Here is a 12,739-nt window from a genome sequence, read left to right as displayed (position 1 = left end):
CGCTGGGATGCATGAAGAGTGGATGCTTATCGCCCTCGCAGAGGCTCGTTCGGCTCTCCTGAGCGATGATGTGCCCGTCGGCGCCGTCGTGCTCGACCCCTCAGGAGCCGTGATCGGCCGAGGACGCAACGAACGCGAGCTGCATAGGGACCCAACGGCACACGCCGAGATCGTCGCCCTGCGGGAGGCTGCTGCCGCACTCGATGACTGGCATTTGACCGGATGCACGCTCGTCGTCACCCTCGAACCCTGCGTCATGTGCGCCGGCGCGATCCTCGCGGCCAGGGTGCCGACAGTGGTCTTCGGTGCCTGGGATGAGAAGGCGGGGGCATCCGGTTCTGTGTACGACGTGCTTCGTGATCGCCGGATGAATCACCGCGCCGAAGTCTTCGCCGGAGTCAGCGAGCAGGCGTGCAAGGAGCTGCTCACACAGTTCTTTGAGGATCCAGCCCGTCGAGCCATTCGCTGAACATTCGTGCAGAGGCAGTCTGCATCGGTTCGGAGTAACGCGCACGGTCGTCCCTGAGCTCGCTGGCATCCAGGCCGACGGCAGCCAGTTCGTCCGGAGCGTCCTGCAACCATTCCTCGTGCATCTCGGTGGTGATCTCCGGGTGAAACTGCACGGCGAGTGCCCAATTGTCGATGCCGAACGCTTCGTTGCCGTACTGCGGTGAACCGGCCAGCCTCGTCACACCCTCCGGCAGGTCGAACGTGTCGCCGTGCCATTGCATGACCGGAACACCGGCCAGGTGGCGCACGGGCGACTCCGTCCCTGCGGTAGTCGGCTCAACGCTGCGGTAGCCGATCTCGACGCTGTCGCCCTTGTAGACCGCAGCGCCGAGAGCGCTGGCCATCAGCTGTGCGCCAAGGCACACACCGAACACGGGCCGTTCAGCCTCGATCCGGCGTTTGATGAGCGCCACCTCATCGCGGATGACGGGAAACTCCTCATCGTCGTACACGCCCATCTCGCCGCCAAGCACCACGACGAGATCTGCGTCGTCGGCATCCAGTGGCGATACGCCGTTGGCGACGGTGTCGATGTAGCGGATGCGATATCCGCGGTCGATCAGCACCGGCTCCAGGTTCCCGAGGTGGATCTTGTCCTCATGCCGAAGCACGACCGCAATGCGGCTCATTCACGTCCCTTGATGACGATGGCGTCGGTGGGCGGGTTGGCCAGCGACGGGTCGACATAGACATCCGGTTCGATGTAAATGACCCTGGCCGATGGCACAACCGCGCGGATGCGTGCTTCGACGGCGTTGATGGAGCTTGCGACATCGGCGAACCGGCTGTTGGAGTCGAAGGAGAGCTTTGCGGCAACCATCAGTTCATCGGGGCCGAGGTACAGGGTCTTCAGGTGAATGATGCGCTTGGTTTCAGGGCCGGCCTTGATGGCCTTTTCGATCGCCGTGATGTCTTCAATGTTGGCGCCTTCACCCACGAGCAGGCTCTTGGTCTCGATGCCCAGGATGACGGCGACGGCCACGAGCAGCGTGCCGATGAAGAGTGTGCCGATGGCGTCCCACACCGGGTCGCCCGTGAGTACCGACAGGCCGACGCCGAGCAGGGCGAAGACGAGGCCAATGAGGGCCGCGACGTCTTCGAGCAGTACGACGGGCAGCTCTGGCGCCTTCGCGTGGCGAACGAATTTCACCCAGCTCTGGCCGTTCCGCAGCGGGTTCGACTCCTTGATCGCGGTGCGGAGCGAGAAGCTCTCCAGCACGATGGCGATCGCGAGGACCGTGATCGGCAGCCAGACCACGCTCAGTTCGTGCGGGTGCTGCAGCTTGTCGATGCCTTCGTAGATCGAGAAGACGCCACCGACGGAGAACAGGATGATCGACACCACGAACGCGTAGACGTAGCGCTCACGACCGTAGCCGAACGGATGTTCAACGTCGGCCTTCTTGCGCGACTTGCGGCCGCCAAGCAACAGGAGCAACTGGTTGCCTGAGTCGGCGAGGGAGTGCACTGACTCCGCAAGCATCGACGCCGACCCTGAAAAGAACCACGCGATCAACTTGGTGATTGCTATGCCCATATTTGCCGCGAATGCGGCCAGGATTGCCTTGTTTCCGCCGGATGCACTCATGGAGCAATCCTATGGCCGCGGCTCACGGGAATTCGGCCAGAACGTACACTTGCCGCATGACTTCAGCTGCTCCCGTCACCCTGCCAACTATCGCCTTTCTCGGCGCCGGGTCCATGGCAAGAGCCGTGCTCTCCGGGCTGCGCGCGCCGCACGTCACCGTGGAGGGCGGCATCCGCGCCACGAACCGCACGGCAGCCAAGGCGGCAGAACTCGCTACGCTCTCCGGCGTCACCGCCCTGGCCACCGAGGATGACCCCGCAGCGAACCGCACAGCCGTCGCTGGCGCGCGCATCGTGGTGGTGGCCGTGAAGCCGGCCATGGTCCCAGACCTGCTTGTCGAGATCGCGGACAGCCTCGAGCCGGATGCGCTCGTCATCAGCGTTGCCGCGGGGGTGACCATCGCCACCTTCGAAAGCCGGCTGCCTGAGTCGGTCGCGGTCATCCGCTCGATGCCCAATACGCCGGCCGTCGTCGGCAAAGCAGTGACGGGACTCTCTGTTGGCACCCGTTCAAGCGACGCTGATCTCGAACTCGCCCGGGCGCTCTTCGACACCGTCGGCGACGTGCTCGTCGTGCCGGAGGACAAGCTCGATGCGCTCAGCACCATTTCGGGTTCTGGCCCTGCATATGTCTTCTACCTCATCGAACAGCTGACCGCTGCAGCTATCGACAAGGGCTTCACGCCGGAGGAAGCGGCGACCATGGTCAACGGGACATTCCTCGGCGCCAGCATGCTCCTCGCGGCGTCTGACCAGAGCCCCACCGAGCTGCGCAAGCAGGTCACGAGCCCCCATGGCACCACAGAGCGCGCCATCTGGGAACTCGAGAAGGCCGGCTTCAAGCACACCTTCGACGTGGCAACGGATGCCGCGCTCGCACGGGCCCGCGAGCTCGCCGCCGGCTAAAACGCGGCGAGCAGCGACCTACGAGCCGAGCGCCGCAAACCGCTCGATGTCGCCCTCTGTGCCGGAGACGATGATGAGGTCGTGGTTTGAGACCACGGTCTCTGCCGTCGCGTACGTGAACGGCTTGCCCGGGCTCTTCACGCCGACAACCGTCACGTTGTGCTTCGTGCGCACGCCGGACTCTGTGAGGTTCAGGCCGCGGATGGGCTTTGGCGGGTACATCTTCACGAGGGCGAAATCATCGTCGAACTCGATGAAGTCGAGCATGCGGCCGGAGACCAGGTGGGCGACGCGTTCGCCGGCCTCTGCTTCTGGGTAGATCACGTGGTTGGCGCCGATGCGTTCCAGGATCTTGCCGTGCGACTGCGAGATCGCCTTCGCCCAGATCTGTGGCACCTTCAGGTCGACGAGGTTGGCCACGATGAGCACGCTGGCTTCAACGGATGACCCGACGGCGCAGACAGCGATCGAGAAGTCCTGCGCGCCAATCTGGCGCAGGGCATCGATCGACTTGGCGTCGGCCTGCACGGCGTGGGTGACCCGCTCAGACCACTTCTGCACGAGGGCTTCGCTGGAGTCGACGACCAGCACTTCGCGGCCGAGGCGGTCGAGCTGCCCGGCGGTCGCCGCGCCGAACCGGCCGAGGCCGATAACGAGTACGGGAGCGTCGTGCTTTATGCGGTCAACCAACGATGGGCCTTTCTTCGGGGCGCTTGAACAGTTGCCTGCTCTGGCTTGCCGCCAGTGCTGCGGCGAGTGTCACTGTACCAACCCGCCCCATGAACATTGTGGCGGCCATGACGTAGACCCCCTCTGGTGGCAGGCTCGCGGTGAGGCCGGTGGAGAGACCACAGGTCGCAAATGCCGAGATCACGTCAAAAAGCACGAAGTCGAACGGTGCCTTGGAGATCTGCAGGATCAGGATGCTGCTGACCGCGACGGTCGTTGCGCCCCACAGCACAACGCTGACGGCCAGACGCAGCATGTCGCCGGGGATCCGGCGGCCGAACGCCTCCATGCTCTCCTTGCCGCGGGCCTCTGCGAATGCGGCGAGGAACAGCACGGCCAGCGTGGTGACCTTGATGCCACCGGCCGTCGACGCCGAGCCGCCACCGATGAACATCAGCATGTCGCTGAGCAACAGGCTGGAGCCATGCAGGTCGGCAATGTCGATGGTCGCGAATCCACCAGATCGTGTCATCACCGACATGAAGAGCGATTGGAAGATCGTGTCTCCGACGCCCAGCGACCCGAAGGTCTTCGGGTTGTCGAACTCAAGCACGATGTAGAGCAGCATCCCGGCGAACATCAGCAGGATGGTCGTGAGCAGCGTCATCTTGACGTGGAGCGACCAGCGGCGGGGCTTCCGCCAACCGCGGGCGAACGCATAGATGACGGGGAATCCGAGGCTGCCGAGGAAGACCCCGAGCATGAGTGCGCCCAGGAACCAGTAGTCGTTGGCGAAGGCACCGAGGCCCTCGACGTTGGGGTTGAAGCCCGTGTTGGTGAACGCCATCGCCGAGTAGAACATGCTGTGCCACACGGCTTCGCCGAGCCCGACACCGTCGATGAGCATGCGGGGGAACAGCAGCAGGGCAACGCCGACCTCGATCACCAATGCACTGACCGCGACGGTGAGGAGCAGGTTGCCGACCTCTCCCAAGCGGATGGCCTGGCCCTCAGCGACGGGTCCGACGTGCAGGCGTGACGGGTTCGAGTCACTGGCGGCCATCAGTTTTGCGCGAAGGCCAAGCCGACGCGAGATGACCATGCCCATGATCGAGGCGAGGGTCAGCACACCGATACCGCCGACATTCACGCCGATGAATACGAGGGCGTTGCCGAACGGAGACCAGTGCGTTGCCATGTCAACGGTGGCGAGGCCTGTCACACAGATCACGGACACGGCGGTGAATACGGCGTCGTGCAGGGCGGTGACCTGGCCCGTGGCCGACGCGATCGGCAGCGAGAACAGCAGGGTGAACAGCAGGATCAACGCGGTGAAGACCAGGATGGCGAACCGCGACGGTGAGGTGCGGACCAGCCCGTCGATCGCGTCGCGAATTCGGCCGAACCAGGTGTTGGAATGTATGTCGGTTCGGGGGCGTATTGCGCTCATGTGCGGTGGATACCCCCATCATTATTTGTGGCCACGGCGACTTGACATGGTACTCCCCATCGGTAATGACTAGCCTTATGCCATGGCAGACATATTTGACGTTGTGGCGGACTCGACGCGGCGTGACATCCTGCACATTCTTCTCGAGCGATATAACCAGGGTGGAGATGCCGGCGGAGAGATCAGTGTCTCCGACATCGTCAGCCAGCTTGGTCTCAGTCAGCCGACGGTTTCCAAGCACCTGAAGGTGCTGCGTGAGGCCGGTCTCGTAGGTGTGCGCGAAGAGGGTCAGCACCGCTTCTACCACCTGGACTATTCGCCGCTCGAAGCGATCGAAGACTGGTTGATCCCGTTCCTCAGCGTTGATTTCGACGCAGAGACCGCGGCCGCACTGTCGGGCACCGACGTCGGACTGAAGGACGAGCAGCGCGCATTCGCAACTGCCATCGGCAAGGCGATCGCCGATACGTCGTACCAGGTGACTCACGTCGTCAAGGACGCAAAGCCTCGCAAGTGGCGCAAAAACGACTAGACGCTAGCCGAGGCCCGCTCTAGAGTTGCCAGCAAGCCCCCACATCACCCTTGGCGGGCTTGTTGGCCTGTCGGCCGGATGAAGCAAGGGACGTCAAGAAAATGCCACGCGACCTGTCTGAAGTGAGATTCCTCACCGTTGCGGAAGTTGCCGACGTCATGCGTGTTTCGAAGATGACGGTGTACCGCCTGGTTCACGCTGGGGAGCTGCCGGCCATCCGTTTTGGGCGCTCTTTTCGGGTGCCGGAATCGGCCGTTGCGAAGGTCATCGACCAGCCAATCTCGTCTGAGGCGTCAAGCGCGTGATTTTTTCCGATAGAATGGGCTTTTCGTGTCAGTCGCGAATCCCGCGACTATTCCAAATCTTGTGAGGTCCGTGTGGGTTCTGTAATTAAGAAGCGACGCAAGCGCATGGCGAAGAAGAAGCACCGCAAGCTGCTTCGTAAAACTCGTCACCAGCGTCGCAACAAGAAGTAGACGGTTAAGTAACCGCCTACTGGCGTAATTAGCGTCAGGCCCCTGTGGTCTGGCGCTTTTTGCTTGCCCGCACGGCGGCCTTGATGCTCGCGGGCTTCAGTCGCATGATCGGCCAGTTTCGAGCAGTGGCATAGCGAAGCAGCGTGGCGTCTGGATTCACGACGACCGGATGCCCGACCAGGTTCAACAACGGAATGTCGTTGTGTGAGTCTGAGTACGCCCAGCAGTCAGCGGGGGAGGCGCCGCTGGCATCCATGACGGCCTGGGCGGCTTCGGCCTTGTGGCTGCCGTGCATGACGTTGCCAACCAGTCGACCGGTGAAGACACCCTCGACCGACTCGAGCACGGTACCGACGGCGCCTGTGCAGCCCAATCGCGCCGCGATGACGTCGGCGATCTCCTGGGCGGTCGCCGTGACCAGCCAGACCTCTCGCCCGGCATCCAAGTGCTCGTGCGCGACGGCGACGGTCTCCGGCCACAACCGCTGCGTGAGCCGGCTGTCGAAGATCTCATGGCTGAGCGAGATGAGTTCGCTCCGATTGTGCCCGACGACCACCTCAAGTGCTCGCTCGCGCACGATGTCGAGATGGGCCCTGTTCTCGCCGACGGCCACAAAGCGCGCCTGCTTCCAGCCGAACGACATGATGTCGCGTGCCGTGATGAACTTGCTCCTCCAGGCGCCGATGCCGACGTGGTACAGGCTCGCTCCACGAAGCAACGTGTTATCAACGTCGAAGAACGCGATCGAGCGGGGCAGAGTTGCGGTAGCCATATGTGCGAACGATTCTAGTTTGAGCGTGTTGCTCGCGGGCGCTTATAGGCTGAACGAATGTCAACAGTTCAGCTCACCCTCATTGGAAAGCCTGGTTGCCACCTCTGCGACGATGCCCGTGAGGTCGTCCAGGATGTCGTGGCAGCCCTGTCCGACGCCCCTGGGGCCCCTCAACTGGCGCTTGAGGAGCTGTCCATCCTCGATGACGCGCAGCTGCACGAGAAGTATGTCGAGGACATCCCAGTGCTCCTCATCAACGGCAAAGTCCACAACTATTGGCGCATCGATCCAGTGCGCCTCCGCACCGCTCTCCTGGAGGTTCGATGACCATCCGCCACGTTGTCTCCTGGCAACTCGCATCCGCTGACGCCACAGAAAAGGCCGCGCACGCTGCCCGAATCATCGACGAGCTCAGCAGCCTTGTCGGGGTTGTCCCCGAGATTCGCGCGCTGCAGGTCGGAGCGGATGTCGTGGGCGACGGCAACTGGGACGTCGTGCTCATCGCAGACTTCGACGACCTGGCGGCGGTTGCCCGCTACCAGGTGCACCCTGAGCACCAGCGCGCAGGGGCCTTCATCAAATCGGTCGTGGCGGCGCGCTCCTGCGTCGACGTCGAGGTGTAGCGAGCCGGATGGTTTCGAGACGGCCTGCGCTGCCTCCTCAACCAGCGAAACGAAAGAGCCCGTCGAGATTTCTCGACGGGCTCTTTCGTGTAGGTGCTGTTGAGGCTACGGCAGCAGGCGCGTCGGGCCGCGGAAGAGGTACGTGACCTCGCGGATCGACGTCTGGTGCAGCATGAGCATCAGCACGCGGGCGAGGCCCATGCCGAATCCACCGTGCGACGGAGCACCGTAGCGGAAGAAGTCGAGGTAGAAGTCGAGCTCCTCCGGCTCCATCCCCTTGTCCTTCATCTGCTCGATCAGCACGTCAACGCGGTGCTCACGCTGGGCGCCGGTCGAGATCTCAGTGCCGTTGAAGATCAGGTCGTAGCTGTTCGTCAGGCTCTGGTCGCCTTCGTGGCGCATGTGGTAGAACGGGCGGATGCTCGCTGCGTAGTCGGTGAGGAAGACGAACTCGTGTCCGTAGGTCTCCTTGACGTACGCGGCGATCTGGCGCTCGCCCTCAGGGTCCATGTCGTCGTCTTCGCGGGGAACCTCGTAGCCGCGCTCCTTGACGATTTCCTTGGCCTCTGCCAAGGGGATGCGGGGGAACGGGGTGCTCGGAACGGTGACCTCGACGTCGAAGAGCGCCTTGATCTCCTCGCCGTGCTTCTCCTTGACGGCGCTGAAGCCGGCAACCATGAGGTCTTCGTGCAGCTTCATGACGTCTTCGTGGCTGTCGATCCAGCTGATCTCAGAGTCGATGCTGGTGAACTCCGTGGCGTGACGGCTCGTGAACGAGGGGTCTGCGCGGAACGCGGGGCCAACTTCGAAGATCTTGCCGAAGCCGGCGGACTGCGCCATCTGCTTGAAGAACTGCGGGCTCTGCGCGAGGTACGCCTTGGTGTCGAAGTAGTCGACCTCGAACAGCTCTGCGCGAGACTCGCTCGCGGATGCCATGAGCTTCGGGGTGTGGAGCTCGATGAAGTCGTGCTCGATCCAGTACGTGCGGAGCGCGTGCTCGAACGTGGTCTGGATGCGGAAGATGAGGTTCTGCTTCGGGTGGCGCAGGTCGAGGAAGCGCCAGTCAAGTCGCTTGTCGAGGCTGGAGTCGGCGGCGATCGGCGTCTCCGGAATGGCGAGCGAGAGCACCTCGATACCCGAGAGCTTCACCTCGATGCCACCGAGCTTGACGCGCTCGTCGTGCTTCAGCTCACCGGTCACGGTGATGAAGCTGCCCTGCGAGAGGCCGGAGATCGTGGTCGAGAGGTCGTCTGCGACGACCGTGCCCTCGTCATCCGTTGTGCGTGGATTGACCAGCTGCACCGCGCCAGATTCATCGCGCAGTACGACGAACTGCACCTTCTTCTGGTCACGGACGGTGTCAACCCAGCCGGATACCGTAGTGGGTCCGTCAGCCTGAGCGGAAAGGTCTTTGATGAGTACGCGATCAGTCACACATTGAGTTTAGCCGCTCGGTTCTCGGCGAATTCGCGGGATTGCCTTCCGTAGACTGGATGGCGTGGTAGCTAGTCAAGTTCATCTCGTCCGTCACGGAGAGGTGTACAACCCCGATGGCGTCCTTTATGGACGGTTGCCGAGCTTTGGCCTCTCCGATTTAGGCGCCCAGATGGCGGCTGTCGCTGCCACTGATCTGGCGGAGCGCGGTCGGCCTGTCAGCCGAATCATCGCCTCCCCGCTGCAGCGTACGCAGGAATCCGCGGCGCCCATTGCGGCAGCATTTGACCTGCCCATCGATATTGATCCCCGCATCATCGAGCCGGAGAACCACTTCGAGGGCAAGCGGATGCGCGGTCCTGGCGGCGCCCTGCGCGACGCTCGTAACTGGCCGTCGCTGGTGAATCCGCTGAAGCCCAGCTGGGGCGAACCATTTGCGTCGATCTCCAAGCGGATGCTCGCCGCTATCGACGATGCCTACAACTCAGTGGACAGCGGTGACGTTGTCCTGGTGAGCCATCAACTTCCCATCTGGATGGTGCATCGCACACTGGCCGGACAGAGCCTTGCCCACGATCCGCGGAAACGGCGCTGTGCGCTGTCGAGCATCACGACGCTGGAGCGACGCGGCGACGGATTTGTCGAAGTCGGGTACGCGAACCCCGCCCTGTCGCTGCAGGGCAAGTCGAAGGATGTTGGTGCCGTATGAAGCGCGCATCTGGCCTGCTGATAGTTGGCGCCGCTGTTGTTGCAGCGTTGCTGGCCGGATGCTCGTCGAGCGACACGCTCGCTGAGCAGTATCGCGAGGGCAGCAACAAGGGCTTCATCGCCGGTGACGGCAGCGTGACCGAGATCCCGATCGAGAGCCGCGGCGAGGTCGTCGACTTCGCCGGCACCACCGAGTCTGGCGAGGCGCTCTCGTCTGCCGACTACCTCGGCCAGGTCGTCGTCGTGAACTTCTGGTACGCCAGCTGCGCACCCTGCCGGGCAGAAGCCCCAGCTCTCCAGAAGCTGAACGAGGAGTTCGCCGACAAAGGCGCCAGCTTCGTCGGCGTGAATGTGCGCGACCAGGCGGCGAACGCGCTGGCGTTCAACACGGCGTACGGCATCACATATCCGTCTGTCATGGACGTCAACGACGGCAGCGCCCAGCTGGCCTTCAGCGGCAGCATCCCCCCGAACGCCGTGCCGACCACGCTAGTCGTCGACGAGACAGGCCGGGTTGCGGCGCGCATTCTCGGCCAGGTGACCACGCCATCGATTCTCGAGACGCTAATCCGCGACACTGTCGCTGAGGGCAGTTAGTCGTGGGCAATCCCTTCGGCGAGATCGTCTTCAGCGGCCAGCTGCTTCTCGCCATCCCCGTGGCTGTCCTGGCCGGCCTGATCTCATTCGCCTCCCCGTGCATCCTGCCGCTTGTCCCCGGCTACCTGGCCTACATCGGCGGATTCACCGATGGTCGGTCGAGCGCAGACAAGGGCGACAAGCGCGGGCGCAACCGACTCGTCCTCGGCGTCGGCCTGTTCATCCTCGGCTTCACGCTCGTCTTCGTGCTCACCGGCGTCGTCTTCGGATTCGCCGGGTTCTGGCTCAACCAGTACCGCGACCTCATCACCCGCCTGGCCGGTGTGGTCGTCATCCTGATGGGCCTGGTCTTCGTCGGCCAGTTCGGCTTCGCCCAGCGCACGGTGAAAGCCCAGTGGAAGCCGAAAATGGGCCTGGCAGGCGCCCCCATCCTTGGCGCCGTCTTCGCGGTCGGCTGGACGCCGTGCACCGGCCCAACGCTCACCGCCATTAATTCGCTCAGCCTCACCACAGGATCCCCGTGGCAGGGTGGCTTGCTGGCGCTGTTCTATGCGCTGGGCCTTGGCATCCCATTTGTACTCATTGCTCTCGGCCTAAACTGGGCCACAGGGGCCGTGTCATTTCTGAAGCGGAATATTCGTGTCATCAATCTGCTGGGAGGCGTGCTCCTCATTGCTATCGGTGTGCTCATGGTGAGTGGAATCTGGACAGCCTGGCTGCTCGACCTCCAGGGGGTGATTGGCGGTTTTGTCCCGGCCATCTGATCACATTGACTCCCGGCCGCCTCAGGCCGACTCCGCCATCGCCCAGCCGAAGCTGGGCGTCGTCGGCTGGCTGCGGTGGTTCTGGCGCCAGCTCACGAGCATGCGCACGGCGCTGTTCCTGCTCCTCCTGCTGGCCATTGCCGCGGTTCCCGGCTCGCTCGTCCCGCAGCGCAGCTCAGACCCGAACGGTGTCACGCAGTACTTCACCGACAACCCGGACCTCGCACCTGTTCTCGACAAGATCCAGGCGTTCGACGTCTATTCGTCTGCCTGGTTCTCCTCGATCTACCTCCTGCTGTTCGTGTCGCTCATCGGATGCGTCATCCCGCGAACCATCCACCACTTCAAGGCGTTGCGTGCGAAGCCACCGAAGACGCCGGCGCGCCTGAACCGCCTGGCCGGCTTCACCACCCGTGAGGCTCCCGCCGGTGTTGGCGCCGCCCAGGCCATCGACTCTGCGCGCACACTCCTGAAGTCCCGTCGTTACCGCGTTGCCCTGTTCAACCAGCGCAACGAGTTCTCCGTCTCTGCAGAGCGCGGCTACATGCGGGAGACCGGCAACCTGGTGTTCCACAGCGCGCTCGTCGGCATGCTGATCACCGTCGGCTTCGGCAGCGGTTTCGGGTTCAGTGGCCAGCGGGTTCTCGTCGAGGGTCAGACCTTCGTGAACACCGTGAGCGCCTTCGACTCGTTCAACCCTGGGCGCTTCTTCGACGACACCAGCCTCGACCCGTACAAGCTCACGCTCAACAGCTTCACGACCACGTACGAGACAGAGAACATCAAGGCATACGGCCAGGCGACCGACTACTCCGCCGGGGTGTCCGTCACCCACCGCGGTGAAGAGACCGAACAGGCCGAGGTCAAGGTCAACGGTCCGCTCCGCACCGGCGGAACCGACGTCTATCTGCTCGGCAATGGCTACGCGCCGACGATCACCGTGCGCGACCCAGCCGGGACGGTGGTCTTCACCGACTCGATTCCGTTCCTGCCGAAGGATGCCAACCTCACCTCTCTCGGTGTCGTGAAGGTGCCGGACGGCCTCGCAGAGCAGGTCGGCATGGTCGGGTTCTTCTACCCGACGCAAGCGACGATGTCCTCTGGTGCCTACTACTCCTCGTACCCAGACCTTGAATACCCGATGCTCACGCTGCGCGTGTATTCGGGTGACCTCGGCCTCGACGACGGTGTGCCGACATCCGTTTATTCACTCGACACCGACTCGATGACCCAAATTGCCGGCGGTACCAGCGGGACGGTGGGGCTCGAGCTCATGCCGGGTCAGACGCAGGAACTCCCGAACGGGCTCGGGTCTGTGACGCTTGAGAACGAGAGTCCGGATGCCGCTGTCGGCGACTTCTCCGGCTCTGTGCTGCGGTTCGCGTCCTTCGACATCCACCACGATCCGACCCAGGGCTGGGTGCTGCTCTTCGCCGTCCTGGTGCTGCTCGGCTTGCTGACCTCGCTCTTCATTCCGCGTCGTCGTGTCTGGGTGAAGGCCATCGAGCAGGAAGATGGCACCCTCCGCCTCGAGTATGCCGGTCTCGCCCGCGGCGAAGACCCCGCGCTCGAAGCTGCGGTGGCCGACCTGGCCGACCGACACATCGAGACACTCGCAGACAGCGCGCCCGCTGCCTCGCTCGCCCCCACAGACCAACAGACTTAGGCTTACACCGTGACCCTCAACGAGATTTCCGTTCTCAGCTTGTAT

At 63.4% G+C, this 12,739-nt stretch carries 17 protein-coding genes; 11 read left to right on the top strand and 6 right to left on the bottom strand.

Going from position 1 to position 12,739, the window contains the following annotated elements:
* Positions 1 to 22 precede the first annotated feature (22 nt).
* A complete protein-coding gene (locus AC25Y4_RS16420) occupies positions 23 to 469 on the top strand; it encodes a nucleoside deaminase (protein ID WP_488121516.1) in 447 nt (148 codons plus the stop codon).
* On the opposite strand, the gene AC25Y4_RS16415 is transcribed toward AC25Y4_RS16420, so the two are convergent.
* Positions 426 to 1,139 (bottom strand): glutamine amidotransferase, encoded by a 714-nt coding sequence (locus AC25Y4_RS16415; RefSeq protein WP_488121515.1) that lies wholly within the window; start codon positions 1,137 to 1,139, stop codon positions 426 to 428. The two genes, AC25Y4_RS16420 and AC25Y4_RS16415, sit on opposite strands and share 44 nt — an antisense overlap.
* Positions 1,136 to 2,098, bottom strand: a complete 963-nt coding sequence (locus AC25Y4_RS16410) for a cation diffusion facilitator family transporter (RefSeq protein ID WP_488121514.1) — start codon at positions 2,096 to 2,098, stop codon at positions 1,136 to 1,138. The genes AC25Y4_RS16415 and AC25Y4_RS16410 overlap by 4 nt, the downstream gene beginning before the upstream one ends.
* Before the next feature lie 56 nt (positions 2,099 to 2,154).
* Here AC25Y4_RS16410 and proC point away from each other — a divergent pair, with 56 nt between their 5' ends.
* Entirely contained in the window at positions 2,155 to 3,003 is an 849-nt protein-coding gene (proC, locus tag AC25Y4_RS16405; protein ID WP_488121513.1) for a pyrroline-5-carboxylate reductase, read from the top strand.
* An 18-nt stretch (positions 3,004 to 3,021) separates the two neighbouring features.
* Here the strand turns inward: proC and AC25Y4_RS16400 are convergent, their stop codons facing one another.
* Both AC25Y4_RS16400 and AC25Y4_RS16395 read right to left on the bottom strand, forming a co-directional pair.
* Positions 3,022 to 3,693, bottom strand: a complete 672-nt coding sequence (locus AC25Y4_RS16400; protein WP_488121512.1) for a potassium channel family protein — start codon at positions 3,691 to 3,693, stop codon at positions 3,022 to 3,024.
* The gene (locus tag AC25Y4_RS16395; RefSeq protein WP_488121511.1) at positions 3,686 to 5,122 is read right to left on the bottom strand and encodes a TrkH family potassium uptake protein; all 1,437 of its coding nucleotides are present in this window, start codon (positions 5,120 to 5,122) and stop codon (positions 3,686 to 3,688) included. The genes AC25Y4_RS16400 and AC25Y4_RS16395 overlap by 8 nt, the downstream gene beginning before the upstream one ends.
* Positions 5,123 to 5,204: 82 nt before the next feature.
* Here AC25Y4_RS16395 and AC25Y4_RS16390 point away from each other — a divergent pair, with 82 nt between their 5' ends.
* The 3 genes from AC25Y4_RS16390 (at position 5,205) to AC25Y4_RS16380 (ending at position 6,130) form a co-directional block, all read left to right on the top strand.
* Entirely contained in the window at positions 5,205 to 5,654 is a 450-nt protein-coding gene (locus AC25Y4_RS16390; protein ID WP_488121510.1) for an ArsR/SmtB family transcription factor, read from the top strand.
* A gap of 101 nt (positions 5,655 to 5,755) precedes the next feature.
* Positions 5,756 to 5,959 carry a helix-turn-helix domain-containing protein gene (locus AC25Y4_RS16385; protein WP_488121509.1) on the top strand — a complete coding sequence of 68 codons (204 nt, stop codon included), beginning with the start codon at positions 5,756 to 5,758 and terminating at the stop codon, positions 5,957 to 5,959.
* A gap of 72 nt (positions 5,960 to 6,031) precedes the next feature.
* Positions 6,032 to 6,130, top strand: coding sequence for a 30S ribosomal protein bS22 (locus tag AC25Y4_RS16380; RefSeq protein WP_003792170.1), 99 nt, complete (start codon positions 6,032 to 6,034; stop codon positions 6,128 to 6,130).
* 34 nt (positions 6,131 to 6,164) lie between these two features.
* On the opposite strand, the gene AC25Y4_RS16375 is transcribed toward AC25Y4_RS16380, so the two are convergent.
* Positions 6,165 to 6,902: an HAD family hydrolase gene (locus AC25Y4_RS16375; protein ID WP_488121508.1), complete on the bottom strand. Its 738-nt coding sequence runs from the start codon at positions 6,900 to 6,902 to the stop codon at positions 6,165 to 6,167.
* 57 nt (positions 6,903 to 6,959) lie between these two features.
* On the opposite strand from AC25Y4_RS16375, the gene AC25Y4_RS16370 reads away from it, so the two are divergent.
* Positions 6,960 to 7,229: a glutaredoxin family protein gene (locus tag AC25Y4_RS16370; protein WP_488121507.1), complete on the top strand. Its 270-nt coding sequence runs from the start codon at positions 6,960 to 6,962 to the stop codon at positions 7,227 to 7,229.
* On the top strand, positions 7,226 to 7,525 hold the full coding sequence (locus tag AC25Y4_RS16365) for a Dabb family protein (protein ID WP_488121506.1): 300 nt from the start codon (positions 7,226 to 7,228) through the stop codon (positions 7,523 to 7,525). Before AC25Y4_RS16370 ends, AC25Y4_RS16365 begins: the two co-directional genes overlap by 4 nt.
* Positions 7,526 to 7,630: 105 nt before the next feature.
* Here AC25Y4_RS16365 and aspS read toward each other — a convergent pair whose 3' ends face one another.
* Complete coding sequence (gene aspS, locus AC25Y4_RS16360) at positions 7,631 to 8,959, bottom strand: aspartate--tRNA(Asn) ligase (protein WP_488121505.1); 1,329 nt, start codon at positions 8,957 to 8,959, stop codon at positions 7,631 to 7,633.
* A gap of 64 nt (positions 8,960 to 9,023) precedes the next feature.
* Between aspS and AC25Y4_RS16355 the strand changes: the two genes are divergently transcribed.
* Genes AC25Y4_RS16355 through resB form a run of 4 tightly spaced genes read left to right on the top strand, consistent with a single transcriptional unit; the run spans position 9,024 to position 12,694 of the window.
* Positions 9,024 to 9,668 (top strand): histidine phosphatase family protein, encoded by a 645-nt coding sequence (locus AC25Y4_RS16355; protein ID WP_488121504.1) that lies wholly within the window; start codon positions 9,024 to 9,026, stop codon positions 9,666 to 9,668.
* Entirely contained in the window at positions 9,665 to 10,264 is a 600-nt protein-coding gene (locus AC25Y4_RS16350) for a TlpA family protein disulfide reductase (RefSeq protein ID WP_488121503.1), read from the top strand. Before AC25Y4_RS16355 ends, AC25Y4_RS16350 begins: the two co-directional genes overlap by 4 nt.
* 2 nt (positions 10,265 to 10,266) lie before the next feature.
* On the top strand, positions 10,267 to 11,028 hold the full coding sequence (locus tag AC25Y4_RS16345) for a cytochrome c biogenesis CcdA family protein (protein WP_488121502.1): 762 nt from the start codon (positions 10,267 to 10,269) through the stop codon (positions 11,026 to 11,028).
* A complete protein-coding gene (gene resB / locus AC25Y4_RS16340) occupies positions 11,012 to 12,694 on the top strand; it encodes a cytochrome c biogenesis protein ResB (RefSeq protein WP_488121501.1) in 1,683 nt (560 codons plus the stop codon). Before AC25Y4_RS16345 ends, resB begins: the two co-directional genes overlap by 17 nt.
* The last annotated feature ends 45 nt before the right edge of the window (positions 12,695 to 12,739 follow it).

The sequence above is a fragment of the Leifsonia sp. Y878 genome (assembly GCF_057669685.1).
The sequence above is the reverse complement of the archived record's forward strand: the minus strand, read 5'-3'. Positions and strand labels throughout refer to the sequence as shown.

What these genes read in the sequence shown, in the direction of transcription:
- AC25Y4_RS16420 (WP_488121516.1), top strand. Translation starts at nt 23, where the DNA reads ATGCTTATCGCCCTCGCAGAGGCTCGTTCGGCTCTCCTGAGCGATGAT.
- AC25Y4_RS16415 (WP_488121515.1), bottom strand. Translation starts at nt 1,139, where the DNA reads ATGAGCCGCATTGCGGTCGTGCTTCGGCATGAGGACAAGATCCACCTC.
- AC25Y4_RS16410 (WP_488121514.1), bottom strand. Translation starts at nt 2,098, where the DNA reads ATGAGTGCATCCGGCGGAAACAAGGCAATCCTGGCCGCATTCGCGGCA.
- proC (WP_488121513.1), top strand. Translation starts at nt 2,155, where the DNA reads ATGACTTCAGCTGCTCCCGTCACCCTGCCAACTATCGCCTTTCTCGGC.
- AC25Y4_RS16395 (WP_488121511.1), bottom strand. Translation starts at nt 5,122, where the DNA reads ATGAGCGCAATACGCCCCCGAACCGACATACATTCCAACACCTGGTTC.
- AC25Y4_RS16390 (WP_488121510.1), top strand. Translation starts at nt 5,205, where the DNA reads ATGGCAGACATATTTGACGTTGTGGCGGACTCGACGCGGCGTGACATC.
- AC25Y4_RS16385 (WP_488121509.1), top strand. Translation starts at nt 5,756, where the DNA reads ATGCCACGCGACCTGTCTGAAGTGAGATTCCTCACCGTTGCGGAAGTT.
- AC25Y4_RS16375 (WP_488121508.1), bottom strand. Translation starts at nt 6,902, where the DNA reads ATGGCTACCGCAACTCTGCCCCGCTCGATCGCGTTCTTCGACGTTGAT.
- AC25Y4_RS16370 (WP_488121507.1), top strand. Translation starts at nt 6,960, where the DNA reads ATGTCAACAGTTCAGCTCACCCTCATTGGAAAGCCTGGTTGCCACCTC.
- AC25Y4_RS16365 (WP_488121506.1), top strand. Translation starts at nt 7,226, where the DNA reads ATGACCATCCGCCACGTTGTCTCCTGGCAACTCGCATCCGCTGACGCC.
- AC25Y4_RS16350 (WP_488121503.1), top strand. Translation starts at nt 9,665, where the DNA reads ATGAAGCGCGCATCTGGCCTGCTGATAGTTGGCGCCGCTGTTGTTGCA.